This window comes from Wolbachia endosymbiont (group A) of Scambus nigricans, assembly GCF_947251485.1.
GTDB classification, from domain to species: Bacteria; Pseudomonadota; Alphaproteobacteria; order Rickettsiales; family Anaplasmataceae; genus Wolbachia; species Wolbachia pipientis.
On sequence record NZ_OX366356.1, the window covers coordinates 63,282 to 89,334 of the forward strand.

A 26,053-nucleotide genomic window follows, 5' to 3' on the forward strand; every position below is an offset into this window, starting at 1 on the left:
CGGATTATTGTAAAAAGAGCTATATCACTCAAATGCGTTTATTAAATCAAGAGAAATTATTATTTATCTATGATTGTCTTCAGTAAAATTCATTCAGCAGCATTATGATTTGGAAGTAGATTTTATTTTTTGCTTGCAAAAAAGAAATTATAGTAAGCTATGGGAACGCTGGCGAATTAGAATTAGATTTTGATTTTATATTAGAAAATGAAAAGCTAAAAAATAAAATGAAAGGACAGAAAGTAAGAGTTATAGTGCTGACATTAGCCAACTGAGAAACAGAGTTTTTGACCGAGACTTTGGAGCAAAGCTTATGTGTTAAGGTGGCACATAGAGGAAACGACTCAAAGTAGGAGCAGAGTTAGAGAATTTTTCTGGAGAGCCTGTATTACAAGAATTTTGGGCAAACTTGGTCATGTGCAATATATTATCGCTTCATATATGTGATGCACAAGGGCCTTGGAACCCAGATCAAATTACTGAGTATCGTTTAAATTTTTCAGTTTTATTTAGTGTAATGAGACAGAAACTCTATCAGGTACTTATTGCGCCAAAAAACTTTCAAGCCCTTTTTAAGTATACGCGCTAAAGTTATAGCTCTTTTTACAATAATCCGAACAGACCGTAATATGCTACTGGCCTGCTATAGCCATAAACACATATCTTATCGCATTCGGACTATTATAAGAAAGGCTATAAAATCCGACCGGGACAGCCGCAATAAAGTAGATAAGCCTAAACGCCATCATGTCTTTAGGAGAGTTTGCTAATGAAAGTTCTTAAGTTGACGCCATTGGCTGTTCCGATTCGTTATATGACATAAGAGCATCATATATTTCATGCAATGTATTTGAGATGTTTTTTTCCATATGTTGATTAATATGCCCATATATTGTCGTCTCTTCCGAATACTCTGTATCTTTATGTATGTGATTTTGTTGCTTTAATTCTTCTCTATCTACACTCTCTATTTGCTCTGACACTAGCATAACTACCCCGTATTTTACATAACGAAATAAAAAATTCTAACTGTAGTATTCTTATATAATCTACGAAGTCAATAGTTAAATTGAAAAGTTTCGGTTATAATTTACTTCATATAGAACATGCCCTTGAATTATGCTAAAAATCGCCATAGTAGGCCTACCAAATGCTGGAAAATCGACCCTATTCAACAGATTAGTAGGAAGAAAAGCAGCAGTAGTGAGTAACATTCCAGGAGTGACAAGGGATAGGCGAGAGGGAATGGGGAGAATTAGCGATTTGGAGTTTAAAGTTATAGATACAGGAGGATGGAACGACCAAACTAATTTTTCACTACAAGTTATTGAACAAATCGAATTTTCTTTATCCAATTCAAACATAATTTTCTTTCTTGTTGATGCAAAAGTGCAAAATGAGCGAAATGAAGAGTTTGCAAAGTGGCTGAAGAGAAAAATAAATAAACCTGTAATACTAGTAGCAAATAAATGCGAGAGTCATAAATCCGAAAATGTTGATTATTTGCAGTTTTTTGATTTTCTTGGCCCGGTGTATATCTCTGCCGAGCATAATCTTGGCATGGTTGATCTTTATGATGCATTAGCTGGTGTTATTGAAAATTTTAACGAGAACACTGAGTTACCTAACAATGAACTGAGTAGGCTGAGGATCGCGATCATCGGCCGTCCGAATGTTGGAAAATCAACTTTTTTAAATGGTTTACTTGCAGAAAACAGACTAATAACAAGTTCAGAGCCAGGTACCACACGTGATTCTGTGGATATTACATATGATCATGATGGAGAGTTAATTACTCTAATTGACACTGCCGGAATCCGCAGAAAGGCGAATGTTGTAGATGGCTTAGAATCAAGATTTGTTGAGAAAAGCATGGAATCAATCAAGCGCTCTCATGTGGTAGTTTTAATGCTAGACTCCCTAGTTGGTATTGAGCAGCAGGATTTATCAATTGGTGAAGCTGCAATTAAGGGAGGGAAAGGGATTATTGTTGTTTTAAATAAGTGGGATTTAATAGGTAAGGATGACAGAAGCAGGTTAATAAAATTTGTCAAACAACAGGAAGTAACCAGGTTATTCTTGGAAGTGCCAACTATAACAATTTCTGCGTTAAAAGGCATGCGCTGCGGTGATGTGATAGATAAGTGTCTTGAAGTGAGTGAATCCTTGAACAAGAAGATCAGCACTGCAAAACTGAATAAGTGGCTCATAGATGCTGTAGGAAAACATTCTCACCCTCTTGTAAAAGGCAAAGCAGTTAAAATGAAGTATATCGCTCAAATTGGCACTAAACCTCCAGCTTTTTCTTTGATATGTAACATACCTGAAAGTGTTGATGAAAGTTACAAACGCTATTTAATTAACGATCTCAGAAAAAATTTCTTTGCAGACGGTGTGCCAGTTAGATTGCTTTTGAAAAAAAATAAAAATCCCTATGTAAAATGAATACTCTGCTTTATACTTTCAGGGATAATTTACTTAAAGTTATGTGTAATAATTCCAGAATTCCTGCAATCTTTCTGCTGTCGAGTGCCGCTGCTCTAATTTTTGCATATGTGCTAGAATATTTTTTCAACATGCTGCCATGCAAGTTATGTACATACGAGCGAATAGTTTACTATATCGCTGGATTACTTGCAGTGGCGTGCATGCTTAAAGACAACAAAATTCTAATCTATGCAATGTTTTGCAGCTACCTCATAGGTGCAGTAATATCTTTTTATCATATAGGTCTTGAACTCCACTTATTTCATGATGTTTTAGGTTGTACAGAGCAAGCAAGTGGTAACGTTAGTATAGAAGAGCTCAGAAATAATCTACTAAATCCTAATTACTCTCCATCTTGTGACAGATCTCATTACGTTCTAGGTGTTTCCTTAGCAACATGGAATCTAATTTATCTCATAGTAGCTCTGTTCGTATCAGGTAAGGTGTATTGTGGAGAAAGAAAGAAATCTAAATAATTTAAGGTACAGCAACAATCAGTTCTTGCAACAGGCAATTAGAGTAGATCACGCTGGAGAATATGGAGCTATTTGCATTTATTCTGGTCAAAAATTTATTCTTAAGAAATCTTCTATAATCAATGAAATAATTGAAATGGAAGAGCAGGAAAAAAAGCATTTTCACTATTTTAATGAGAAAATCAAAGAGCAAAAAGTTCGTCCTACTGTTTTGTTGCCTGTTTGGCGTGTTTTAGGAGTGTCGCTTGGCGTTGTAACTGCCATTATGGGCAAAAAAGCTGCTATGGCTTGCACTGCTGCAGTTGAAGAAGTTATCGGGGAGCACTACAAAGAGCAAGTTTCACATTTAGAAGATGGGGAATTAAGAGAAACGATAAGTAAATTTCGCGACGAGGAGTTAGAGCACAAAGATATTGCAATTCAGCACAATGCTGAAAGCGCATTTGGCTACAACATTTTATCATCATTCATAAAAACAGGCTGCAAAACTGCTATTTACTTGTCTAAGTTAATTTAACTAAGCAGCTTTCTTAAAGTGTTTTAAATGTTCTGATAACAACAGAAACCAGGAAGGAATTCAAGTGTAACAATTATTTTATAACTATATTTACATATCACCATTATTAATAAATAATTAGTATTTGTAAATTAAATACATCTATAGCTCTTTTTACAATAATCCGAACAGACCGTAATATGCTACTGGCCTGCTATAGCCATAAACACATATCTTATCGCATTCGGACTATTATAAGAAAGGCTATAATTTAGAAGAGGGAAATGCTCTTATGTAATACCTGCCACAGGTTCACAACTGTACGAACATTCATTTTTGAAGGTAAATTGCACAGCAAATGGTGTCATTCCAGTCTGGAATCGAGAAATTTTGCTTATAACTGAGCTGATAAGCTAAAGGTAATTGTCTTACACTAAAACAAACGTTTTTAATTAAGTTGCATAGAACCAGTGTCTGGGCACTGGGATGACACTCCACTGGTGGTCCAAACTACAACGTTCGTACAGTTGTGGATTCCAGACTGGGATGACACCCTACTGATGGGCCCAAATCACAATGTTCGTACAGTTGTGGGTCAGGCTATAGGATGACAGAAGTTGACTTTATTAGCTATAGGTGGTATGACACTTAGTCAATTTAAGTAAGCAGATGATCTTAGCTACAAAAGTATTTTTTACCTCATTTGTTTTTGGGTTTATTCTTTTTCCCTATTTTATAAAGCTTCTAAAAAAAATAAGCAAAGATGGGCAACCAATTAGATCATGTGGACCAGAAAGTCATTTAATAACAAAAAAGAATGTACCACCTATGGGCGGAATAATAATACTGATTTCTTCTTTATTACCAATTTTACTCTGGGCTCAGTTAACACCAGAAATTTTGCTGCTGATATTGATAACTCTATTTTTTGCTCTACTTGGATTTATTGATGATTATTTAAAATTGAAGACAAATCACTATCGAGGTTTAAGTGCAAAAACCAAAATATTTATTCAGTTTATTGTTGCTCTGGTTGGTGTGTTTATACTTAAGCTATACTCTGCTGAATGTTTTACAAAAACGTCCCTATTTAAAGGAGTAATAATAGATTTTGGCTATCTATATGTTCCGTTTGCTGCGTTTGTAATTGTCGGCTCTTCTAATGCTGTGAATCTCACAGATGGTTTGGATGGCCTTGCTGCAACTCAAGTTATCACTTCCTTTGCTTTTTTGGGGCTAATTGCATATATAACTCAGGCAGATATGAATATTACTTTATTCTGCATTGCATTTATAGGAGCTATTCTAAGTTTCTTGTGGTTTAACACACATCCAGCAAAAATATTTATGGGTGATGTTGGTAGCTTGTCGGTAGGTGCGGCTTTAGGGTTAACTAGTGTCCTAATTAAAAGAGAAATGCTTTTTGCCATTATTGAAATAATCTTTGTAATAGAGACTCTATCTGTTATTATTCAGATATCATATTTTAAATATACAAAGTTTAAATATGGAGAAGGAAAAAGAGTTTTTCTTATGGCACCAATACATCATCACTTTGAGAAGAAGGGATGGTCAGAAAATGCAATCGTTATGAAATTTTGGATAATTTCTATTATCTGTTCAGTTTTTACTATAACTTTCTTATTATAAAAACCTATGAAATACCCAGACTTTACATTAGAAAATAAATTATCAGGAGTGATAGCAGGAGTGGATGAAGTTGGAAGAGGTCCGCTAGCTGGTCCAGTAATATCCGCAGCCGTAGTGTTTATTGATAGAAATACAATTATTGATGGAATCAACGACTCGAAAAAGTTGACTCCTCAATGTAGGCAAGTCCTATATGAAAAAATAATATCCGTTGCAAAATTTGGTATAGGAATGGCAAGCGTAGAAGAAATAAATTCATACAATATCTTGCAAGCAACAAAACTTTCAATGAAACGTGCGTTGATAGACTTGGACCTAGAATTAGATTATGTGCTAGTTGATGGTAATCAACCACCTGAAGTGAAATGGCAAGTGAAATCCATAGTAAATGGTGATAATTTGAGTACATCAATTGCAGCAGCTTCAATCGTTGCAAAAGTTACGAGAGATCGGCTTATGCAAGAATTGCACAATAAGCATCCTGAATATAATTGGTATAAAAATAAAGGATATGGGACAAAAGAGCACCTTAACGCTATTGGCCTTTATGGAATTACAGAACATCATAGAAAAATTTTTGCACCCATATCTCGGGCATTATAGCCTTTACCCTTTTTTGAAAGGTATGGTTTCATTAAATAGGCAAACTGTACTCGATCCATTCCTTAAGGTAAACACTGAACTTACCCTTTCGATTATCAGGTAGTTATCAACTGTACGGAAATTTACTAAAGACTCATATCCTGCAGAATCAACCATAAAAACTGCCGGAAAATCAGAGTTTATTTTATTGAATTGTAGATATGTAAATTTTCCGTCATCAAAAACCTTAATTGGTATTATTGACTGACTACCTTTGACGTGCGAGATGGAATAATTAAAATTTAATCCCTTCTTTACAACTTCAATATCATTGATATCAGGAATAATGGTATGACTAGCTTGTTCGAAGATATCACCGTTATTTGTTGTGTAAATCTCATCACTGCTAAATAGTGGATAAAGAAACCTTACTTCATATGCTAATCTTGGATCATCTAGTCCAGTTGCTTCTTCAGCATGAAGTTCAAAGTAATAAACTCTTTTATTGGTAATTATAGTTGCATTAGTATCGGCAATATCATCTATAGGCTTAATAAACAATCTATTACCTTGAGGAAGGAGTTGCCAACCAGTTGAATCACCCATTGAAAGGTTTTGTATTACCTCCCCTGGTTCAAACAATATACTGGACTGATAACCATAAAAACCCGTATACTTATGTATAGCTTGTGGGTTATAATTTATCACCTTTATGTGATTATCTCCAGCTATTGAACGTGGCTCCTGTTTTGCAAGTGCATCACTACCACAGAAGAACAACAGTACGGCAAACAGTAAACCAATCATAATATCAAAATAAATTAATTTTCATTTTATCATTGATAGACATGCACTGCAACTATTAAGGCACTTTCTATACTATAAACCCCAAAGCAAGCGGTAGAAAAGGCAAGAAATAAGGCAAAATCCTTAAATACTTTAGAACTACAGGAGGCTTTACCTGAACGGATATACTTGGAATCCTGCCATTTTCACTTTGTAAACATACCAAGAATTCTGTCCATTATTCCACCCATATTTGCTTCAGCTTGAGTATACTCTATTTTACCACCATGCAAGATTAGTTTAATATCTGATCCAGGTGATATATTAACAAATTTACTACCAACAACTCCACTGCTAGTGATCAGAGCTGAACTATCAATGGGCAATTTTATGTCTTTGCTTATACACATATCGATTCGTGCTACGTAGGTAGCTTTGTCAAGTGATACACCAGTTATGCTTCCAACATCTACACCAGAGATCTTGACACTATCACCAACTACTATACCGTTAGCGTTAGCAAAAAGACCATATATTTTATAGCAATCCTTATAGTTTTTCTTTATGTAAGATAGCTTATCAATAGCAAAGAAAATCAGAAAAATAGTAAAAATTAATACAAATAATCCAGCGGTTATTTCAAGTATATTTGACCTTCGCATCTTTAGTTATCAGGACTCCAGCTTTTATAGTAATTTTTCACTTTTTGGTTTGGATAGTATGCATCTTTTGTACCCGTTAAATTAGGAGTATGTTTTACTTTTCTTTTTTTATTATTAACTGGTACTACATTATCAGTATAGTGAAGCCATATATGCCATTCCGGAGGCACTGTTGTAGGATCAGAAACACTGCTATACATAACCCACCTTTTTCCTTTACTTGATTCATAGTAAGAATTTCCATTTTCATCTCTTCCTACAAATTTATCTTCTCTTCGTAATAGGCGTTTTATTGCATTACAAATTTTAGATAACATAAGGGTATTAAAACAAAAAGTATTATATATACTAATACTTTAACGATATATTAACAACAATTTAATGCAATTACCAATCTTACAAGTTATTATCCCAATAATTGCATCAATGTTTTGCTTTCTTGCCAAGAAACACAAGGTATCTTGGTTTATTTCTTTTATTGCAACAACAATCACTCTTATCATTTCATCAATACTACTCATTAAAACATATAAAGGTGAAATTATAACTTATCACCTTGGAAATTGGGCTCCTCCGTATGGAATAGAGTTAAGAATCGACGTGTTAAATTCCTTAATTCTAACCCTAGTGAATTTTATAGCGCTGATTAGTGTGCTTTATAGCTTTTATATTAACGAAAAAGAGATTAGCAAAAACAAAATCACTGGTTTTTACTCTCTATTTCTACTGTGCTTAAGCGGACTGCTCGGGATTCTAGCAACAAACGACATATTTAACCTTTACGTTTTCTTGGAAATTTCATCTCTTTCTTGTTATGTATTAGTTTCAATGGGAAGGGATAAAAAAGCCTTGGTTGCAGCATTTGAATATCTAATTAGTGGAACAATAGGCGCAACATTTTATTTATTTGGCATCGGGCTCTTGTATTCAATGACTGGAACACTCAATATGTCTGACATGGCTGAAAGAATAGTTCCATTATACGATAACAACATCATAAAACTTGGCACATTGTTCATTTTTGTTGGTCTCTCAATTAAAATGGCACTGTTTCCATTAAGCAGGTGGCTGATTAATGCATATAGTGAGGCGCCAAGTTTCATTAGCATATTCTTTTCAGGCACAGTGACAAAAGTGATGATATATGTTTTCATTAGGATCTTCTATACTGTTTTCCATCAGAATTTCTTCTTATTTAAACCATCACTAAGCAACGTGATAATTATCCTCGCACTTTGCGCTGTTATATTTGGGTCAATATCTGCAATAACTGCAAAAGATATAAGAAGACTGCTTGCTAATTCTAGTGTCAGCCAAATTGGTTATATAATTTTAGCACTGAGTTTTAACTCAAAAACAGGTGTATTTGCAGCAATTCTTCACATAGTAAACCACAGCATAATAAAAACATCTTTATTCATGGCTGCAGGATGTATTTCTTACAAATTTGATACAACAAAAATAGAGAATTTATCGGGACTCAAGAAATCAATGCCTTATACAGCACTTGCGTTCACTCTATTCAGTTTAGCATTAATCGGTGTGCCTTTAACAAATGGCTTTGTAAGCAAGTGGTATATAATGAAAGCAATTATCGAATCTCATGCGTGGATTTCCCTTGTAATATTTGCTGCTGGCTCTTTCCTTGCATTGATATATATGTGGAAGATGGTAGAGAAAATGTATTTTGAAGATGATGCAACGTCACGCACTGGAATGACACCGGACAAAATTAATGATGTGCCATTTCCTATGCTTTTCTGTCTATTGTTTATGGCAGCTTTAACAATAGTGACTGGAATATATAGCACTCCAATTCGGTTAGTAGTTGAGAAGTTGGTTTTTTGATTTTTATCTTTGTTTCATATTTTACTATACTTTAAGGTTATAAGGTCTTTATTGTGGATAGGCTGAAGAATATTCATTGGTTGTTAGTCATTAACGTGATAGCGCTGTTTTGCGTTGGCATTGTTGTTCAATACTCTTCTGCTGGAGGAAACTGGGTGCCATTTGCGATTCACCAACTGGTCATATTTTCCTTCTTTTTCCTAATCGCTATAGCTATGTCATTCATAGAGCTAGATTTTTATTTGAAGCACGCCTACTTTTTTTATGTAGCAGCAGCGATTTCGCTATTAGCAGTAAATTTTTTTGGCTCACACATAATGGGTGCAACAAGGTGGATAAGAATTGGATCAATTAGTTTGCAACCATCAGAATTTGCAAAAGTAGGCTTAATACTTGCGCTTGCTCGCTATTTTGATAAGCAGAGTGTGTATAAAATGATGGAATTTAAAAGATTGCTTAAGGCACTTATAATTATTTTCTTACCCGTGTTCTTGGTGTTAAAGCAACCTAATTTAGGCACAGCTGTAATAATGTTACTTATAGTGATGTCAATTATATTCACAGCAATAATAAAAAGATCTCATTCGGTAATATGTGGAACTCTTGGCATTTTTGCAGTACCGGCTATCTGGACTTTTTTACGTCCTTATCACAAGCGAAGGATATTGTCGTTTTTGGATTCATCAGTGGATCCACTTGGAATAGGTTATAATGCGCAGCAATCTCAAATAGCTATTGGTTCAGGAGGTTTGCTTGGTAAGGGCTTTGTTAACGGAAGTCAAACTCAACTTGGATTTTTGCCGGAAAAGCGTACAGATTTTGCTTTTGCAGTGCTGAGTGAGGAATGGGGCTTTTTAGGTAGCATGGCTTTAATTTTGCTTTATACCTCATTACTTGGCATAATTTTCTCTATCGCTTATAGGTCGAAAAATTATTTTTCTAAGTCGGTATCTATCGGCATTTTCGCCTTTTTTAGCGCTCATTTTTTTGTAAACATTGGAATGTCAGTAGGCCTCTTACCTGTGATAGGCGACCCATTGCCATTTCTTTCCTATGGAGGAAGTACAACTGCTGCAAGCTTGATATGCATAGGATTATTGCTGGCAATAAAAGCAGATGAACAACAAAATGCTTGTATTTTACCTATGCTAAAGTAAAATTAAACTTTACTTAATAGTTTTTATGCTAGATGAAATGCGTGAGGAGTGTGGGGTATTTGGCATAAGTTGCAACCAAAGTGCTGCTTTTAACTCTATACTTGCTCTCCACGCTTTGCAGCATAGAGGTCAAGAGTCTTTTGGCGTAGTAACCAGTAACAACGATAAGCTGCACTCTTATCACTTTCAAGGTCAAGTGAGCAGCGTATTTGATGATATAGATGAAATAAAGAAATCCTTACCTGGAGATTGTGCAATAGGTCATGTTCGATACTCAACAAGTGGTAGTAAATTTGGAGTGCAGCCCATGTTTGGCAAAAGTGGCAAATTTGGGGATTTTGCCATAGCACATAATGGTAATTTAATTAATATTTCTCCGATACGCGAACAATTAATTAAACAAGAGTGTGTTTTTCAGTCAGATATTGACACAGAAGTAGTAGTACATCTGACAGCAAGCGGTGAAAAAGATAGCTTCTTAGAGAGTTTTATATATGCATTAAAGCAAATACAAGGTGCTTATTCTTTTGTGGCAATCAATCAAGAAGTAGTTATTGGAGTACGTGATCCATCTGGAATCAGGCCTCTTGTTTTAGGAAAGTTAAACGGTTCTTACGTTCTTGCATCTGAAACTTGTGCTCTTGATATAGTAAATGCAGAATTTGTTAGAGAAATAGAACCAGGCGAATTAGTTACCATCAGTTCGGATAGTAAGCTAGCCTCAATGTTTCCTTTCCCACAGCAAAAATCAAGTTTTTGTATTTTTGAATACGTTTATTTTTCAAGACCAGACAGCATAATGGAGAATAGGTCCATATATGATATAAGAAAAGAAATAGGAAGAATACTTGCAGAAGAGAGCCCACCAAAAAACAATATGGATATGGTTGTACCAATACCTGATTCTGGAATACCTGCAGCTATTGGATATGCAAAGCATTCAGGGTTACCTATGGAACTGGGAATAATTCGTAATCATTACATAGGAAGAACTTTTATACAACCAACCGCTGAAGTACGTAAAGTTAGAATAAAATTAAAATTCAATGCTAATAAGCACATTTTGAAAGGTAAAAACATAATTTTAATAGATGATAGTATAGTGCGTGGTAGTACGTTAACAAATATAATAGTTATGTTAAAGGATGCAGGAGTAAAAGAGATTCACCTCAAAATTTCAAGCCCACCAATTAAGCATTCTTGTTTTTATGGAATAGATACGCCAGAGTGCAAAGATTTAATTGCTGCAAATAAATCTGTAGAGGAAATTAAGGAAGTTATAGGAGTAGATAGCCTAGCCTTCTTGAGTATTGATGGACTATATCAGGCTGTTAAAGCAGAAAAGCGTAACAATGCTACACCACAATATTGTGATGCTTGTTTCACTGGTGATTATCCGATTGGCAAATAGTCTACGCAAGGTCTTAAGTTTAGAAAATCTTAAACCGCCAAAATTTCTCTTGGCCTTTACTAATTCCGATTCTCGGGGTGCAAATATAATCTGGTTTGAGGTAAGATTCATAAACACAAAATTCGTGGCTTATAGTAAGGTCCTGTTTGTTATGTTGTTTTGTAATATTTAATCTTTTACACAATATTCCTGGCCCACCTAAATTTGCCTCAAGCGGTTCAATGAGCTTTAATCCCCGTATTATAGCCTTTCTTATAATAGTCCGAATGCGATAAGATATGTGTTTATGGCTATAGCAGGCCAGTAGCATATTACGGTCTGTTCGGATTATTGTAAAAAGAGCTATACTTGCAGATGCAAGCAACTTATACTGAATTTTCACTACTTTACCTATTTTGAAGCAGCAGGAGCTTGATGCTTTTGTGATGCGCCGCTCAAGTCTTCTACATTTGTTGAATGCTGCTCCAAAAATTTTACTTCTTCAGAGCTTTGTTGTAATTGTGTTTGTGGCAATTGTGATGCTAACACTTCATGTAAAGGCTTTGCTTTATATTGCCTTCCTACTTTTACTTCTTTATGTGCAGCCAATTGCTCCATAGTAACACCATTACCCTCAATAAGTTCTACGGAGCCATTATCATGAATATTAATTTTAATATTACATTCTTTTCCTTGAGCATTCCACTTTAAAGTCATTTGATATGACCCATTAGCTACTTCATAAATTCTTGTTCCATGTTCATCAACCCGGCAACGTAGCCCCTTGCTTTACTTTGAGGTAGCAATAATGTAATTGCTTTCACGCCATATTGTTTACACAAATCGTTATTTAGAATGTCACTCATGCTTATTTCTTTTGTATTACTACCTATCGCAATTCTTACGGCAGGCTCAATAATATTATCTTCATTTTTGCTTTCTTTAAGTTTTATAAATTCTATATCATTATTTTCTATATTTTTAGATATCTCTTCTTTAATTTGTTCAGCAATTTTGCCTATAATGTTCTTACCACCATATTTATTCTCATCCCGAGCAGTATATGTACATATACCATTACTATCCTTATGAATATAAGGTTTTGGTTTCTTTTTATTAGTGGTATTAGTAGAAGTGTTGTTCTGCATTATAAAGAACTCATTCCATTCTTCTGCATTATTAAGAGTGACGTATTTAGGTACGTTCTCATCTAGTGTTGATTTAGATACATTTTTAGTATCCGAAATCGAATTATAGCTCTTTTTACAATAATCCGAACAGACCGTAATATGCTACTGGCCTGCTATAGCCATAAACACATATCTTATCGCATTCGGACTATTATAAGAAAGGCTATATTATCAGAAGGACTGATATTTAGATTAGAAGAAGTTTCAATTAAAGATACAGTTTCAGTGCTATTAGTTAACATATATGCCTCCATTATTTTTAATATATAAATGTTAGCATATAGATACCATGCCAATTAGTCAATATAAATTATGATGTTTAATGTTGAAAGCTCAAATACTCCTTTGCTTGATCGGTTAGAACGCGCCCTCTTGGTGTGCGCTTTACAAAACTAATTTTGATTAAATAAGGTTCTACTGTTTCTTCAATATTGCCAACATCTTCTGATAGCGCAATAGATATGGTGTCAATTCCAACAGGGCCTGAAGTGTTGAATAAAAATCTTAGATAATTCATATCAAGTTTATTGAGTCCCATTTTATCTACACCCAATTTTAGTAATACAGAATCAGCGACTTCATAAGTAATTTTTTTATCATCTTTCACTTCAACAAAATCCCTTATTCTTCTGAGTAACCTCAAAGCAATTCTTGGAGTGCCGCGCGCACGGCAGGCAATTTCCCGCGCAGCACCCTCTTCAATTTCAGCAGAAAGAACTCTTGCGCCTCTTTTTATAATATCGACTAGCTCCTCAAAAGAATAAAACTCAAGGTGCAAAGGAATGCCAAAACGATCTCTCAGTGGCGCAGAAAGTAATCCAAGCCGTGTTGTTGCTCCAATTAGCGTAAATGGTGGTAGATCTATCCTTAAAGTGCGAGTAGATGGACCTTCACCTACTAATATGTCCAGGCAAAAATCTTCCATAGCAGTATATAAAACTTCTTCGATGCTGCGATTTAATCTATGAATTTCGTCGATAAATAGAACATCTTTTGCATTTAAAGTGGTAAGCACTGCGGCCAAATCTCCAGCTTTACTAAGTAAAGGACCAGAAGTTGCGCGAAAGCTAACTCTTAATTCTTTAGAAACAATTTGTGCTAAAGTTGTTTTGCCAAGCCCTGGAGGACCATACAATAAAACGTGATCTAAAGCTTCAGTTCTCGTCTGTGCAGCGTTTATAAACACTTTTAAATTTTGTATTAAGTCTTTTTGCCCGACAAAATCATCAAGTTGCTCAGGCCTGATGTTAATATTGCGCACATCTTCAGTATATTCTTTACCGCACGATATTGATTTCATAATGTTAAGAGCTCCTTAAGCGCTATGCGAATAATATCCTTAGTGTCCAGATTTGACGATTCGTCTTGTATTTTCTTTATCGTATCATAAGCTTTCATTTTTTCATATCCAAGATTGATCAATGCTGAAAGGGCATCTTCATTAATTGGATTAAAGTTATTGTTATTTATTTCTAGTTTACTCACTTTGCCACTCAATTCAGTGATGATTCGATTTATGAGTTTCAGGCCAAGTCCGCTCATCTTGAGTGCTACTTTATCTTCATTCATAATTGCCAAAAATAGCTGTTCTGGAGTTAATTTGCCCAAAATTGACATTGCAGTTTTATAGCTAACGCCGCTTACTTTAACTAGCAACCTCAAGCACTGCTGTTCTTCTTTGCTTATAAAACCATATAGCTGAGTAGTGTTTTCTCTGTTATTTGCATAGGTTTCGATAAGTAATTTGATTCTACTTCCAATTGCACAAGCACTTAAAGTTTTGGCTGAAAGATACACCATATAGCCAACATCATTCACGTTCAGGATTATGTGATCACTGCGCACTTCATCAACTATTCCGCTTAGATTTCCTATCATTTTTAGCACTGTATAGGGTTCAGTTTAAATACTCCTGGATCTTAGGTCAAGCAAACGAACATTATAACAGGGAAACGTGGCTAAAAAACCACTTGACAAACTCCGCCAGCCCCCTTACCGTAAACACTGAAGCTATTTATTTATCTTCTCTGTACAGATTAAATGACAAAAAAACTCACGTATCTGGCGTATCATGTTTAATTTTTTGCACTATGTGCACCTTATGTCTTGTAAAATTTCTACCTACATAAGCTGAAACGCGCTTATAAAGCGTTTAAAACATAAAAAAACGCCAACTTAAAAAATGGATAGTGAATAACTAGCTACCCTAGGGTTTCTTTTGCCTTTTTTTCTGTTTAGTAAATTTCTTAACGTTTATAATTTAGATTAGTTGCGGTTTAAAAGTAGCTGAATCGCGGTTATTAAACGTTTAGAATAAAAAAACGCCATACTTGCAAGTATAGCCTTTCTTATAATAGTCCGAATGCGATAAGATATGTGTTTATGGCTATAGCAGGCCAGTAGCATATTACGGTCTGTTCGGATTATTGTAAAAAGAGCTATATAATGTAAGTAATTAGCCAATCATGGGGCTTTTTTTGCCTTTTTTTTCGTTTGGTAAATTCCTTAATATTTATAGCTAAGAGAGCCCAAGAGAGGTGTCATTCCAGCGCGTGACGCTGGAATCCCAAAAAAAGGATGATGTCATCCCAGTGTCAAGCACTGGGATGACAAGAAGAGGGTACTTGGATAAGAGGCATTGCCCTCCTGGTAGGCCCAAATTGCAATGTCCGTACAGTTATGGATTCATTCGCGGTATAGATTCCGCTAATGAGTAGCGGAATGACGAATTTGTTGTTTTTCAAATTGTAGGTAAACCTAAGCCACTTTAGCTATATATAATAGAATTTCGCTTTCTACTATCTTTCCAGTTGTAGACCTGCTGCGAATCAAGCGATAAAAAAAAGGAAAGGAGGATGACTAAAATCAAGATTAACTAAAAGGCGTGCTTAAGATTTACAATACCAGAAATAATATTAAATCTCAAGTTGTATTTCTTCTGAAAATTGCGGTAAACATGCGACATAATCTTAAATATCTTTATCTCACGGATCTTATTTGCTACTCTCATTCTGAACGATGCTAGTCTTCTATTATATTCCTTCTGTTCCAGGGTTAATGGCTTCTTACGATACTTCTTGTGTGGAATTACAACATTGCTTTGCAATTTTTGCCAACCTTGATATCCAGAATCGGCATATTTTATGCTGTTCATTGGTAAATATTTTTCTTGTTTCCTTATACGAAAATCATGAATTTTACCGCGATGTGACCTTGACACTGACAAAATTTTTCCATGCTCCTCAACAATAATTTCAGTTTTCATAGTGTTGGTTCTTTTTTTTCCTGAATATGATTTCTTCCGTTTTTTACTATCTTCTGGTCTCTGTATTTGCTGTTCTGTAACATCAGCCAGAATCTTTAGTATTTTTTCTGGTGTCATACTTCTATCTTTTGTTATAGTAACTTTTTTGGCAAGTAATGGCTCTATTTTCTTCAGTAACCTACATACATTTGCGTTGTGCACATTGAACAGGCACCCTAAAAATCTATGTGTTATGTAAGTGCGATAGTACAAAATTACGCAAAATAACTTATCTTCCAGAGTTGGTAGTTGTGATCTTCTGCCATGGCACTTCTTCTGTTTTTCAAGTTTTTCCCACTCAGACCTCACTTTTTCCACCACCTTTTCGAACTCCTCTATAGTTAAACCTGTTATATTACGAAAGTTTCTTGGGTGTTTCTTTATGTTATAGTAATTAAAGCTCATTTTTTTACCTTACTCAATCTGCTTATTCTTCTTTTACCTCTCTCACATCATTTTGTCATCACCTTTTGCAGCGGGTCTTGTTTTATACATAATTCTCGAATTTTGAAAATTTGCTCCATATCTAATTTCTCACTTGTATAAAATTTGTTTTCTTACTTCGAGACCTAATCTACCACAACTTTAATATGGCGCTTCTTTCCTGCAGATAATTTTATAAATGACTGACCTTTGAAGCTCTCGGAATTTATTATATAATTAACGTTGTTTATAATATTATCATTAACTTTGCATCCATTGCCCTGTATTAAACGCTTTGCAGCGCCTTTTGAAGGTTCAAAATCGGTGTCATGTAGTAGGTCTACTAAGGATATGCCGCTTGCAACTTGTTCTTTTTTTATGATGTAATCAGGAAGTAGTGAGCTATCTTCATTCTCAAAAGCAGAAATTGCAGCAAATTGTGCAAGTTCCGCTTCTTTGTCACCATGACATATTTTTGTCACTTCTGTTGCCAAGACCTTTTTTGCTTCATTTATTTCTTGATCCTTTAAAGACTCTAATTTTCTAATCTCATCAATTGGCACATCAGTGAGCAATCTTAAAAAACGTCCAACATCTTGATCATCAACGTTGCGAAAATATTGCCAGTAGTCGTAAGGCTTTAGCATATTATCATCAAGCGACACTGCTCCACTTTCAGTTTTGCCCATTTTTTTTCCTTGTGCATTTAATAAAAGAGGCATGGTAAGGCCAAATAGCTCAGGTAAATTCAACTTTTTTCCAAGTTCAATTCCGTTTACTATATTTCCCCACTGGTCTGACCCTCCAATCTGCAGACGACAATCATATTTTTTGTTTAATTCAATAAAGTCGTAAGCTTGCAATAGCATGTAATTAAATTCCAGAAAGCTTAAGGTTTGCTCTCTATCCAGCCTGGTTTTCACACTATCAAAACTTAGCATACGATTTACAGAAAAATAAGCTCCTATATCACGCAAAAAATCTATGTATTTTATGTTATCCAACCAATCTGCGTTATTTACTATCATTGCACCAGTCTTGCTGTCATTAAAAGACACCATTTTCTCTAATATTCTCCTTATACTGGATGTATTTTGATTGATGTTCTCTACAGGCAAGATGCTTCTTGCTTTATCTTTGAAGGATGGGTCACCAATTTTTGTTGTGCCACCTCCAAGTAAGACTATCGGCTTATAACCAAATTTTTGTAGGTGACAGAGCATCATAATCTGAATTAGGTGACCAGCATGAAGACTTGGTGCTGTGCAATCAAACCCAATGTATGCAACTATATAATTGCTCTGCAATAATAATTGATCTAGTCCTTCAATGTTTGTGCATTGGTATAGGTACCCTCTTTCTTGGATGAAATTTAAAAATTCAGATGCGTGTTTCATTTTATAAACCCCAGTCTATCCTGTCATTAATGCCGAAGGTAACCCTAATAGAGAAGCCAGCGCCCAGACACTGGAACTTAATTATAAACAAGCACACTATACAACGTTTTCGATGAAATTGCATGAAAAACTGGATTCCAGTGTCAGCTACTTTCATGACACCACTACCTGTGCAGGAGTTGCCTTCAAAATTACAACGTTTGTGCAGTTGTGCACCAGCTATCCAGGCAATCAGTTCCATAACTCTTCTATTTTATAATACTCCCTTACTTCCGGCCTGAATATGTGAACCATTATGCCTTGAAAATTCAAAACTACCCAATTGCCTTCATCCATACCTTCTACATCTATTTTATCATGTGGCTTGAGGCTTTTTATTACGTGCTCAGCTAAAGCTTTAACGTGACGGCTTGAATCACCAGATGCAATAATCATATATTTTGCAATAACGGTTTTATTCTGCACATCAAAAGTTACTATATCATGACCTTTATTTTGATCTATTATCTCTTCAATTGTACTTCTTATCGATTCCATATCGCTAAGCATTGTTTACAGGTTATATGATTCATTTATAATTATATACTCAAAATTTCTAAATATGAACTATTTTCAACGCAACTACTTGTTAAAGGTATTACCTGCATCTATTTTATCATCATGTTTTTAGCATGTACAATGTATATACTTTTTATATAATTGAAAATAGCTTTTTACTAGTATTCATTATGGGCAAGACTCTCATCTACTTAATCGGCTTTCCAGGCAGTGGTAAGTTTACTACTGCAAAGGAACTGTGTAAAATCATTGGTGCAGTAATAGTAAGCAATAATCTATTCAATAATATTATATTTGATATTGTTAAATTACAAAACGCTGAAGTTCCAGATGACCTATGGGGAAAAATTTTTGCAGTTAGGGAAAATGTATTAGCAATACTGGAAAAACACTACGTAAAATCAAAACATTATATATTTACAAATGAATTGATAGAGGGTGATCCCTATGACCAAAGATTATATAACTCAGTGGTAAATTTAAGTAAAAAAATGGACATGGAAATTTTTTCTGTAGTATTACATTGTAATAATGAAAAACTAGTAAGACGTGTCCAATCAGAAGAGAGATATCAGGAAAATAAAATTACTGATCCGGATTTTGCTATAAAGAAAATTGAAGGGAAAAGGCTATTTATACCTGAGGGTTCGCTTGAAATTGATAACTCGAACTTGACTGCAAAGGAAGTTGCAAAGAAAATTGTTGAAGAGATGAAGAAAGAAAAAAATGGAAAATTAATTAAAACTTCTGTAACAAATCATTTAAAAACAGAGCGTACTCGTGGTTGAGCAGAAAGATAAGTACCGTCCTTGTGTTGGCATAATGCTATTTAACAGACAAGGACATGCCTTTATTGGAAAACGCTTTGATAGCGATTCTTACTGGCAGATGCCACAAGGAGGTGTTGATGATGGTGAGGAACTGGAACAAGCAGCGTTACGTGAGTTGCTAGAGGAGGTTGGTACTAATAAAGTAAAGGTTATAACTAAAAGCAAGGATTGGATATACTACAACTTGCCTGAAGAAGTTATACCAATATGCTGGAATGGAAAATATTCTGGTCAAAAGCAAAGGTGGTTCTTAATGAAGTTTTGCGGAGAGGATGAGGACATTGATATTAATTATACTGGTCATCCAGAGTTCAAAGAGTGGCGTTGGCAAGGTATAGATAGTTTAGTAGCAAGTGCTATATCATTTAAAAAAGAAGTTTATAAAACAGTGATAGAAGAGTTTTCTTCTATAATAAAAGCCTCAACAATAAGCTCATGATAGTAGATTCTCATTGCCACTTGATTTATTTTTCTGACGATGAAATACCAAAAGTAATTTCAAGGGCAGAGCAAAATGGTGTAAAGGTTTTGCATAACATATGCGTAAGCATTGACGATGTTCCTAAGTTATTAAAAATTTCTTCATCCTATGATCAGGTCTACTCCTCTGTTGGTATACATCCGCTTGATGCTGCTATAGAAAACGGTGAGTGTATACACGTTGATGAATTAGTTGAATTTACCAAGAACCAAAAGGTAATTAGTATCGGTGAAACCGGGTTAGATTTTTATAAATCTGACAACAAAGACAATCAGAAAAAAAGTTTTGCATTACATATAGAAGCGTCAAGAATAACTGGACTACCTTTAGTTATTCACACAAGAAGCGCTGATAATGAGATGATCGATATGTTAAGGTCAGAAATGAAAGCCGGTGCTTTTAGTGGAGTAATGCACTGCTTTGCTTCCTCTAAAGAACTTGCTTATCAATCTATAGATTTGGGGTTATATATTTCATTTTCTGGAATTATTACTTTTAAAAATGCGAGCTTACTCAGAGAAATTGCACAAAATGTACCACGCGAGCGTGTTTTAGTCGAAACTGATGCACCATATCTATCACCTGAGCCTTATAGGGGAAAAAAGAATGAACCAGCAATGGTGAAATACGTTGTTGATTGTTTGGCAGAGTTGTGGAATGAGTCACCAGAACAAGTAGCGAAGGTAACCACAAGCAACTTTTTTAGGCTGTTTGAGCTATAAAGAAGCTCTATAAAACCATTAATTTGCTTATGAACCTAAAGATTTCACCAGCTCTCTCACCGAGTTTACAGACTTATTAAACATTTCTTGTTCACTATCATTCATTTTAACTTCTAGGATCTTTTCAATTCCGTTTTTTCCAATAATTACAGGAACACCAATAAACAACTCTTCTACACCATATTCACCATTAAGGTAAGCAGCACATGGTAATATGCGCCTCTTATCTTTTAAATATGATTCTAACATGCATATAGCTGAAGATGCAGGAGCGTAGTATGCAGATCCAGACTTAAGCAGATCAACTATTTCTTTACCGCCATTGCGAGTGCGTTCAACTATTTCATCGACTTTTTTCTGTGTGATAAGACCCATATCGATAATTTGAGTAAGTGGAACTCCAGCAACTGAAGCACAATTGATTAGTGGTACCATAGTGTCGCCATGTCCTCCAAGCACAAAAGCAGATATATCTTCAACTGAGATATTTAACTCACTTGCAAGAAAGTAACGAAAACGGGAAGAATCAAGCACTCCTGCCATGCCAACAATCATATTAGTTGGAAGGTTTGAAAATTTATGCACCACTGAAACCATGGCATCCAAAGGGTTGGTAACCACTATTACAAACGCGTTTGGAGAATATTTTTTAATATTTTCGCCAACCTCCTTCATTACTTTAGCATTGGTTTGCAGGAGGTCATCCCTGCTCATTCCAGGTTTTCTAGCGATGCCAGCGGTTAGTATAATTGCATCGGAGTTTTTTATATCTTCATACCTATTTGTGCCAGTAATATTGACATTAAATCCATCAATAGGGGATGATTCTGCTATGTCGAGTGTTTTACCTTGTGGTATTCCATCACTAATATCAAGTAAAACAACATCACCGAGTTCCCTTAGTGCAATCATATGGGTGAGAGTTCCACCGATATTTCCTGCACCGATCAAAGATATTTTTTTTCTTTGTACTGTCATTTTCTACTCCTTTGTATTTACTTTTATGGTTTTACCTTCCCAAGGCGATAAGCTATCAAACATACGAAAATCTTGCGGTAAATCTATAGGATTATACACAACCTTTTTTGTCTCTATATCATATTTTACTTCCTCATAACCAGTGAGAGGGAAATCTTTTAACATTGGATGACCTTTGAATCCATAGTCTGTTAGAATCCTACGCAAATCAGGGTGATCAGAAAACTCTATTCCATACATATCAAACACTTCACGCTCAAACCACAAAGCCGTACTAAATATCCTCGCTACACTTGGAGGCATGTCGCTTTCACATAACTGAAGCTTTATGTGTACTCTAATATTATGCACAATGCTGAGCAGATTGTATATTAGCTCGAAACGCTTCTCTCTATTTGGATAGTCAACCCCAAAAATATCAACTAATAGTTCAAACCTACACTTTTCATCATCACGTAGAAAGAATAGGTGCTTTTCAATTTCATCTAAAGTTGAATATATTATAATAATGCCATCATCTTTTTGAATGCACTCGCATTTGGTCTTTTTTTGTATATACTTTGCAGTTTTATCCATTCCGAGTCCGTTTTATTTTGTTTTGTAGGCATAGCATTCCATATAGCAACGCCTCAGCGGTTGGTGGGCATCCAGGGACATACACGTCAACTGGCACAATTCTATCACAGCCTCGGACTACTGAATAAGAGTAATGGTAATAACCACCACCATTTGCACAACTTCCCATGGAAATAACATACTTCGGGTCTGCCATTTGATCATAAACCTTGCGCAATGCTGCTGCCATTTTATTAGTTAGTGTGCCAGCAACAATCATCACATCTGATTGACGTGGGCTTGCACGAAACATTATACCATATCTATCAAGATCATAACGGCTGGATGCAGTATGCATCATCTCAACTGCGCAACATGCAAGACCAAATGTCATTGGCCACAATGAACCAGACCTTGCCCAATTCATTACATAATCTGTTAAATCACCAAATTTAGTGACAAGAAACCCTTCTTTTTTATAACGACCCCAGTCATCATTAGATAGAATTTGATTTGTCATAAACTACTCCCACTCTAATGCACCTTTACACCATTCATAGATAAAACCTATAGTGAGTATTGCAAGAAATACCATCATAGACCAAAATCCACCATAGCTTATCTTAGATAAAGAAACAGCCCAAGGAAAAAGAAAAGCAATTTCTAAGTCAAATATTATAAATAATATTGAAACTAGATAAAATTTAATGTCAAAATTTTTTCTTGCACTGGATAGTGGATTGAAGCCACACTCATATGTGGAAAGCTTTTCACCATCTGGCTTACTCACTGCAAGAAACATAGGCAATATACCTAAAGCAAAAGATACTACAATTGATACGCAGATAAAGATTACTATGGTTAAATATTCGCTCATTTAACAAAACATATAACACTATGAGTTTACATGCTTTCCTAATTTTTTACCACCTAAAATATGCACGTGAAAGTGTGGTACAACCTGCTCTCCATTTTCACCGTAGTTAGTGACTAATCTATATCCTGTTTTTTCTAGATTATATTTGTGTGCTATCTCTCTTACAGTTTTGAAGAAATCCGCTATTTCCTCTTCAGGAGCTTTTAGAATGAAATCATCATATGAAATATATTGATTTTTTGGTATAACTAAAATATGAACTGGTGCGTCGGGGTACTTATCATGAAAAGCTATTACATTTTCATTTTCATGCACCTTCTCACAAGGTAACTCATCCCTTAATATTTGAGCAAAGATGTTATTGCTATCATAAACTTCATTGCTCATATTTTAAGAGCGACCTTTCCCTCTTCCTTCGTTTTTTTCTACATTAGGTGTAGATAGTGGTTTTATCGTTTCACCAGAAGCATCTTCAAGATTTAAAGAGCTTACAAGTTCCCTTACTTGTTCTTTTACCATGTCCTGCTGTTCTTTCAAAGAGGTTTCTATTCCACTTACCCTTTTTCCAGTAATAACTCCTGGTTGTAAGTGATACATATCCCCAGGAACAGTTAGACTATGATGTCTTTCCTCTATTTTTTTAGCTTCACTCATAACACTCCCCTATAACTTATTTTTGCATTCCACAACTTTGCGACTTACCTGCTTTTATAGCTTCTTGCGCCCATTTTTTCTCACCTGAAGCTATAGTTTCTGAAGGCTGACCAACATCAGACTTCACAACTTTGTCTGATGACTGCTTTTGATCATCATATTCCTTATACAATTTTTCTGCAATACCATACAGCAATTTTAAGTCTGTGTGAACTTTAAATTCTCCGCCAGTAATTTTTGCTAGCTTTTTAAGGTTGCCACCAACTCCTTCAGCTCCTTCAGCAATTTTTTCAAGAGCAAGCTCTTTTATTCTTTTCTCATCAATTCCTGGATTGTTCTTTTTGATGTCTTCAATTATTTTTTTAACATCAACTTCAATTACAACTTTGTTTTCTTCTTTAAAGATAGTTACATTTGGCAGGTTTTGCTTTATTTTACCTAATCGTTCTGGCGTCAAATAGGGTATATCCCCTGTCAGAGTCCTTGATGCTAAAAAAGTTACCTTTCCTGTTCCTTTCTTTTGCTCCATTATTTGGACACCAAGATCCTCACTAGCTTGTGTGGCTTCTATAGGTGGATCATATTCTTCAAGTGGGTTGCCAATAATAGAACGTCCGCCATTTTTTATGTCGTGCCGCATTTCATCCCAGGACTTAAACCAATTCTTTGGCCATATAGGGTACACTGCACCCTTGACTAGAACTTTTACACCTCTACCCAGAAAACTTCCTACTCCCGAAGCTGCATTACCAACTTTAGCTAGTATAGAAGTAGATTTTTCATTTTTTCCTGTGAACATACACACCTCCAAGGTACTTTCTACAACTAAATACACTTTAATTATAGACGAAAAAATTTAAACTTCTATATCCATTATGAGATAGAATTATAGGGATTGCAACCATTATTTGCACATTGTCTAAAACATGTAGTATTTTCGCTACTTTTATTGTTCAATTTATTATAAAGAATACTCTAAATTATGTTTAAATGGAACACAAATAATATCATTGATGCAACTGGCGGAAGAGACGTAAATGGTTGTAATTGGATACATAGCTCAAATATTTCAACGGACACAAGAAGCATAAAAAAAGGTGATTTATTTATTGCCCTCAAGGGAAAGAATTTTGATGGCCATAATTTTTTGCATGAAGCGTTTTTAAAAGGGGCTGTCGCTGCAATAGTGAGTGAGGGTAAATATAAAAGTTTCCCTCTCATGATTGTACAAGATACCCTGAAAGCTTTGCACGATATGGCATCATATTACATTAGAAATGTTCTTATTGATGCTAAAGTTATTGCAGTTACAGGCAGTGTCGGGAAAACCACTACAAAGGATATGCTGCATACTGTTTTATCGCAATATGGAGTGTCCCATGCAAACGAAGGTAACTTAAATAATAATATAGGATTGCCTTTGACAATTCTGAAAGCTCCAAAAAACTGCCAGTACTTAATTCTTGAAATGGGAATGAATAAAGCTGGTGAAATAAAAGAATTATCAAAAATTAGTAATCCGAATATTGCAGTTATTACCAACATCGAACCTGCACATACTGAAAATTTTTCATCACTATTTGACGTTGCACAAGCGAAGTTAGAAATTCTGTATGGTATGAAAAATAACGGTACTTTGGTTTTAAGCAGAGATAATAAATATTATGATTATCTCTCATCACACGCCAATAGAAATATAATAAGCTTCGGTAAAGATAAAAATGCTGAAGTTTGTTTACTAAACTTAATAAGAAACGATGAATCTTCTGTCATTTCAGCACTATCTTCTGTCATCCCAGTGCTTGACTACTTGGATCCAGGAAGTTCAATTGCAAATGAGCATATCAGACGGTTGTATAATAAAGACTGGATTCCAGCGTCACGCGCTGGAATGACATCAAACCGAGTTGCTAATAGATTAAGTTTAAAAATCAGGCTGAGTGATAATCAAATTATAAACTGTAATTTACGTGTACAAGGTGAGCATTTTGCTTATTCCCTACTTGCTGTTGCAGCAGTTGTGCAAAGCCTCGGACTTGATTTATCAAAATTACCACTTGCACTTAAGAATTTTAGTGTAGCGAAAGGTAGAGGCAATATTCATAAGGTCAAATGCAATAAAAAATATATACATTTAATTGATGACTCCTATAACGCCAGCCCTGCTTCGATGAAAACTGCAATAAAAACTTTGAGTACATATTCTAATCAGAGAAAAGTAGCTTTGCTTGGTGATATGTTGGAACTTGGTGATGAAAGCATAGAGTTTCATACAGATTTGGTTAAGATTATCACAGAAAATAATATAGATAAAGTTTATACAGTTGGTAAATTTATGTTAGAATTGCATGAGCTTTTGCCAGATAATATAAGAGGCACGCATTTTAATGATTCTAATCAATTGAAAAGTGATTTAGCTAACATTATTCAGAATAATGACGCAATTCTAGTTAAAGGCTCACGAGGAATGAAAATGGATCTTATTGTACGGGAATTCGTAATAAAATATTAAGCGAAATCATTGTATTAATTTACAGTAACAAATTATTA

At 35.0% G+C, this 26,053-nt stretch carries 34 protein-coding genes and 2 pseudogenes; 15 read left to right on the forward strand and 21 right to left on the reverse strand.

The annotated features are described in order from the left end of the window. Positions 1 to 23: 23 nt before the first annotated feature. Positions 24 to 770: pseudogene (locus OPR46_RS00340) on the forward strand (transposase); the annotation flags it as partial. Positions 771 to 779: 9 nt separating this feature from the next. Here the strand turns inward: OPR46_RS00340 and OPR46_RS00345 are convergent. Further along, complete coding sequence (locus tag OPR46_RS00345) at positions 780 to 989, reverse strand: hypothetical protein (RefSeq protein ID WP_010081834.1); 210 nt, start codon at positions 987 to 989, stop codon at positions 780 to 782. A gap of 130 nt (positions 990 to 1,119) precedes the next feature. On the opposite strand from OPR46_RS00345, the gene der reads away from it, so the two are divergent. The 5 genes from der to OPR46_RS00370 all read left to right on the forward strand — a co-directional run bounded on the left by der (position 1,120) and on the right by OPR46_RS00370 (position 5,712). Beyond that, positions 1,120 to 2,445 (forward strand): ribosome biogenesis GTPase Der, encoded by a 1,326-nt coding sequence (gene der, locus OPR46_RS00350; protein ID WP_010963041.1) that lies wholly within the window; start codon positions 1,120 to 1,122, stop codon positions 2,443 to 2,445. Beyond that, positions 2,442 to 2,963, forward strand: a complete 522-nt coding sequence (locus OPR46_RS00355; RefSeq protein WP_265043415.1) for a disulfide bond formation protein B — start codon at positions 2,442 to 2,444, stop codon at positions 2,961 to 2,963. The genes der and OPR46_RS00355 overlap by 4 nt, the downstream gene beginning before the upstream one ends. Continuing rightward, a complete protein-coding gene (locus tag OPR46_RS00360; RefSeq protein ID WP_265043416.1) occupies positions 2,938 to 3,480 on the forward strand; it encodes a demethoxyubiquinone hydroxylase family protein in 543 nt (180 codons plus the stop codon). The genes OPR46_RS00355 and OPR46_RS00360 overlap by 26 nt, the downstream gene beginning before the upstream one ends. A gap of 648 nt (positions 3,481 to 4,128) precedes the next feature. Then, a complete protein-coding gene (gene mraY / locus OPR46_RS00365; protein WP_265043417.1) occupies positions 4,129 to 5,109 on the forward strand; it encodes a phospho-N-acetylmuramoyl-pentapeptide-transferase in 981 nt (326 codons plus the stop codon). A 6-nt stretch (positions 5,110 to 5,115) separates the two neighbouring features. Then, positions 5,116 to 5,712 (forward strand): ribonuclease HII, encoded by a 597-nt coding sequence (locus OPR46_RS00370; RefSeq protein WP_265043418.1) that lies wholly within the window; start codon positions 5,116 to 5,118, stop codon positions 5,710 to 5,712. Positions 5,713 to 5,715: 3 nt separating this feature from the next. Here OPR46_RS00370 and virB9 read toward each other — a convergent pair whose 3' ends face one another. From virB9 to OPR46_RS00385, 3 genes are all read right to left on the reverse strand, one after another. Continuing rightward, on the reverse strand, positions 5,716 to 6,498 hold the full coding sequence (gene virB9 / locus OPR46_RS00375) for a P-type conjugative transfer protein VirB9 (protein ID WP_265043419.1): 783 nt from the start codon (positions 6,496 to 6,498) through the stop codon (positions 5,716 to 5,718). A gap of 185 nt (positions 6,499 to 6,683) precedes the next feature. Next, on the reverse strand, positions 6,684 to 7,139 hold the full coding sequence (mlaD, locus tag OPR46_RS00380) for an outer membrane lipid asymmetry maintenance protein MlaD (RefSeq protein ID WP_265043420.1): 456 nt from the start codon (positions 7,137 to 7,139) through the stop codon (positions 6,684 to 6,686). Positions 7,140 to 7,141: 2 nt separating this feature from the next. Then, positions 7,142 to 7,456, reverse strand: a complete 315-nt coding sequence (locus OPR46_RS00385) for an NADH-ubiquinone oxidoreductase subunit NDUFA12 family protein (RefSeq protein WP_265043421.1) — start codon at positions 7,454 to 7,456, stop codon at positions 7,142 to 7,144. Between the two features lie 64 nt (positions 7,457 to 7,520). On the opposite strand from OPR46_RS00385, the gene OPR46_RS00390 reads away from it, so the two are divergent. Genes OPR46_RS00390 through purF form a run of 3 tightly spaced genes read left to right on the forward strand, consistent with a single transcriptional unit; the run spans position 7,521 to position 11,555 of the window. Then, positions 7,521 to 8,987 carry a proton-conducting transporter transmembrane domain-containing protein gene (locus OPR46_RS00390; RefSeq protein WP_265043422.1) on the forward strand — a complete coding sequence of 489 codons (1,467 nt, stop codon included), beginning with the start codon at positions 7,521 to 7,523 and terminating at the stop codon, positions 8,985 to 8,987. 53 nt (positions 8,988 to 9,040) lie between these two features. Continuing rightward, positions 9,041 to 10,144: a rod shape-determining protein RodA gene (gene rodA, locus OPR46_RS00395; RefSeq protein ID WP_265043423.1), complete on the forward strand. Its 1,104-nt coding sequence runs from the start codon at positions 9,041 to 9,043 to the stop codon at positions 10,142 to 10,144. A gap of 25 nt (positions 10,145 to 10,169) precedes the next feature. Then, positions 10,170 to 11,555 carry an amidophosphoribosyltransferase gene (purF, locus tag OPR46_RS00400; RefSeq protein ID WP_265043424.1) on the forward strand — a complete coding sequence of 462 codons (1,386 nt, stop codon included), beginning with the start codon at positions 10,170 to 10,172 and terminating at the stop codon, positions 11,553 to 11,555. Here the strand turns inward: purF and OPR46_RS00405 are convergent. From OPR46_RS00405 to OPR46_RS00415, 3 genes and pseudogenes are all read right to left on the reverse strand, one after another. Then, a pseudogene (locus OPR46_RS00405) lies at positions 11,537 to 11,799 on the reverse strand (DNA-3-methyladenine glycosylase); the annotation flags it as partial. The gene purF and the pseudogene OPR46_RS00405 sit on opposite strands and share 19 nt — an antisense overlap. A gap of 146 nt (positions 11,800 to 11,945) precedes the next feature. Continuing rightward, on the reverse strand, positions 11,946 to 12,251 hold the full coding sequence (locus OPR46_RS00410) for a hypothetical protein (RefSeq protein ID WP_265043425.1): 306 nt from the start codon (positions 12,249 to 12,251) through the stop codon (positions 11,946 to 11,948). Positions 12,252 to 12,268: 17 nt separating this feature from the next. Then, positions 12,269 to 12,682 carry a hypothetical protein gene (locus OPR46_RS00415; RefSeq protein WP_265043426.1) on the reverse strand — a complete coding sequence of 138 codons (414 nt, stop codon included), beginning with the start codon at positions 12,680 to 12,682 and terminating at the stop codon, positions 12,269 to 12,271. Between the two features lie 141 nt (positions 12,683 to 12,823). Between OPR46_RS00415 and OPR46_RS00420 the strand changes: the two genes are divergently transcribed. Continuing rightward, positions 12,824 to 12,994, forward strand: coding sequence for a hypothetical protein (locus tag OPR46_RS00420; RefSeq protein WP_265043427.1), 171 nt, complete (start codon positions 12,824 to 12,826; stop codon positions 12,992 to 12,994). Between the two features lie 49 nt (positions 12,995 to 13,043). Here OPR46_RS00420 and ruvB read toward each other — a convergent pair whose 3' ends face one another. The 3 genes from ruvB to OPR46_RS00435 all read right to left on the reverse strand — a co-directional run bounded on the left by ruvB (position 13,044) and on the right by OPR46_RS00435 (position 15,187). After that, positions 13,044 to 14,024 (reverse strand): Holliday junction branch migration DNA helicase RuvB, encoded by a 981-nt coding sequence (ruvB, locus tag OPR46_RS00425; protein WP_015589389.1) that lies wholly within the window; start codon positions 14,022 to 14,024, stop codon positions 13,044 to 13,046. Then, the gene (gene ruvA, locus OPR46_RS00430; protein ID WP_265044033.1) at positions 14,021 to 14,602 is read right to left on the reverse strand and encodes a Holliday junction branch migration protein RuvA; all 582 of its coding nucleotides are present in this window, start codon (positions 14,600 to 14,602) and stop codon (positions 14,021 to 14,023) included. The genes ruvB and ruvA overlap by 4 nt, the downstream gene beginning before the upstream one ends. 387 nt (positions 14,603 to 14,989) lie before the next feature. After that, entirely contained in the window at positions 14,990 to 15,187 is a 198-nt protein-coding gene (locus tag OPR46_RS00435; protein ID WP_265043428.1) for a hypothetical protein, read from the reverse strand. An 89-nt stretch (positions 15,188 to 15,276) separates the two neighbouring features. On the opposite strand from OPR46_RS00435, the gene OPR46_RS00440 reads away from it, so the two are divergent. After that, positions 15,277 to 15,441 (forward strand): hypothetical protein, encoded by a 165-nt coding sequence (locus OPR46_RS00440; RefSeq protein WP_265043429.1) that lies wholly within the window; start codon positions 15,277 to 15,279, stop codon positions 15,439 to 15,441. A gap of 158 nt (positions 15,442 to 15,599) precedes the next feature. Here the strand turns inward: OPR46_RS00440 and OPR46_RS00445 are convergent, their stop codons facing one another. From OPR46_RS00445 to rsfS, 4 genes are all read right to left on the reverse strand, one after another. Continuing rightward, on the reverse strand, positions 15,600 to 16,433 hold the full coding sequence (locus OPR46_RS00445; RefSeq protein WP_265043430.1) for a transposase family protein: 834 nt from the start codon (positions 16,431 to 16,433) through the stop codon (positions 15,600 to 15,602). A gap of 164 nt (positions 16,434 to 16,597) precedes the next feature. After that, the gene (tyrS, locus tag OPR46_RS00450) at positions 16,598 to 17,848 is read right to left on the reverse strand and encodes a tyrosine--tRNA ligase (RefSeq protein ID WP_265043431.1); all 1,251 of its coding nucleotides are present in this window, start codon (positions 17,846 to 17,848) and stop codon (positions 16,598 to 16,600) included. 1 nt (position 17,849) lies between these two features. Then, entirely contained in the window at positions 17,850 to 18,089 is a 240-nt protein-coding gene (locus OPR46_RS00455) for a hypothetical protein (protein ID WP_265043432.1), read from the reverse strand. Next, positions 18,080 to 18,397, reverse strand: coding sequence for a ribosome silencing factor (gene rsfS, locus OPR46_RS00460; RefSeq protein WP_006279567.1), 318 nt, complete (start codon positions 18,395 to 18,397; stop codon positions 18,080 to 18,082). The genes OPR46_RS00455 and rsfS overlap by 10 nt, the downstream gene beginning before the upstream one ends. A 179-nt stretch (positions 18,398 to 18,576) precedes the next feature. Here rsfS and OPR46_RS00465 point away from each other — a divergent pair, with 179 nt between their 5' ends. From OPR46_RS00465 to OPR46_RS00475, 3 genes are read left to right on the forward strand one after another with little or no spacing between them, the layout of a single operon-like run. Further along, on the forward strand, positions 18,577 to 19,194 hold the full coding sequence (locus OPR46_RS00465; protein ID WP_265043433.1) for an AAA family ATPase: 618 nt from the start codon (positions 18,577 to 18,579) through the stop codon (positions 19,192 to 19,194). Further along, positions 19,187 to 19,675, forward strand: a complete 489-nt coding sequence (locus OPR46_RS00470; protein WP_006279569.1) for an RNA pyrophosphohydrolase — start codon at positions 19,187 to 19,189, stop codon at positions 19,673 to 19,675. The genes OPR46_RS00465 and OPR46_RS00470 overlap by 8 nt, the downstream gene beginning before the upstream one ends. Further along, positions 19,672 to 20,439, forward strand: a complete 768-nt coding sequence (locus tag OPR46_RS00475; protein ID WP_010082353.1) for a TatD family hydrolase — start codon at positions 19,672 to 19,674, stop codon at positions 20,437 to 20,439. The genes OPR46_RS00470 and OPR46_RS00475 overlap by 4 nt, the downstream gene beginning before the upstream one ends. Positions 20,440 to 20,466: 27 nt before the next feature. Here the strand turns inward: OPR46_RS00475 and mdh are convergent, their stop codons facing one another. The 7 genes from mdh to OPR46_RS00510 are packed head-to-tail and all read right to left on the reverse strand — an operon-like array spanning position 20,467 to position 24,302. After that, positions 20,467 to 21,417: a malate dehydrogenase gene (gene mdh / locus OPR46_RS00480; protein ID WP_265043434.1), complete on the reverse strand. Its 951-nt coding sequence runs from the start codon at positions 21,415 to 21,417 to the stop codon at positions 20,467 to 20,469. Between the two features lie 3 nt (positions 21,418 to 21,420). Then, positions 21,421 to 21,993, reverse strand: coding sequence for an NADH-quinone oxidoreductase subunit C (locus tag OPR46_RS00485; protein ID WP_265043436.1), 573 nt, complete (start codon positions 21,991 to 21,993; stop codon positions 21,421 to 21,423). Continuing rightward, positions 21,986 to 22,492 (reverse strand): NuoB/complex I 20 kDa subunit family protein, encoded by a 507-nt coding sequence (locus OPR46_RS00490; protein ID WP_006279574.1) that lies wholly within the window; start codon positions 22,490 to 22,492, stop codon positions 21,986 to 21,988. Before OPR46_RS00490 ends, OPR46_RS00485 begins: the two co-directional genes overlap by 8 nt. Before the next feature lie 3 nt (positions 22,493 to 22,495). Continuing rightward, positions 22,496 to 22,849 carry an NADH-quinone oxidoreductase subunit A gene (locus OPR46_RS00495; RefSeq protein ID WP_006279576.1) on the reverse strand — a complete coding sequence of 118 codons (354 nt, stop codon included), beginning with the start codon at positions 22,847 to 22,849 and terminating at the stop codon, positions 22,496 to 22,498. An 18-nt stretch (positions 22,850 to 22,867) separates the two neighbouring features. Continuing rightward, positions 22,868 to 23,236, reverse strand: a complete 369-nt coding sequence (locus OPR46_RS00500) for an HIT domain-containing protein (protein WP_265043438.1) — start codon at positions 23,234 to 23,236, stop codon at positions 22,868 to 22,870. Positions 23,237 to 23,239: 3 nt separating this feature from the next. Further along, positions 23,240 to 23,503 carry a hypothetical protein gene (locus OPR46_RS00505; RefSeq protein ID WP_265043440.1) on the reverse strand — a complete coding sequence of 88 codons (264 nt, stop codon included), beginning with the start codon at positions 23,501 to 23,503 and terminating at the stop codon, positions 23,240 to 23,242. A gap of 16 nt (positions 23,504 to 23,519) precedes the next feature. Then, positions 23,520 to 24,302, reverse strand: a complete 783-nt coding sequence (locus OPR46_RS00510) for a hypothetical protein (protein ID WP_265043441.1) — start codon at positions 24,300 to 24,302, stop codon at positions 23,520 to 23,522. Positions 24,303 to 24,485: 183 nt separating this feature from the next. On the opposite strand from OPR46_RS00510, the gene OPR46_RS00515 reads away from it, so the two are divergent. Beyond that, positions 24,486 to 26,015: a UDP-N-acetylmuramoyl-tripeptide--D-alanyl-D-alanine ligase gene (locus tag OPR46_RS00515; RefSeq protein ID WP_265043442.1), complete on the forward strand. Its 1,530-nt coding sequence runs from the start codon at positions 24,486 to 24,488 to the stop codon at positions 26,013 to 26,015. The last annotated feature ends 38 nt before the right edge of the window (positions 26,016 to 26,053 follow it).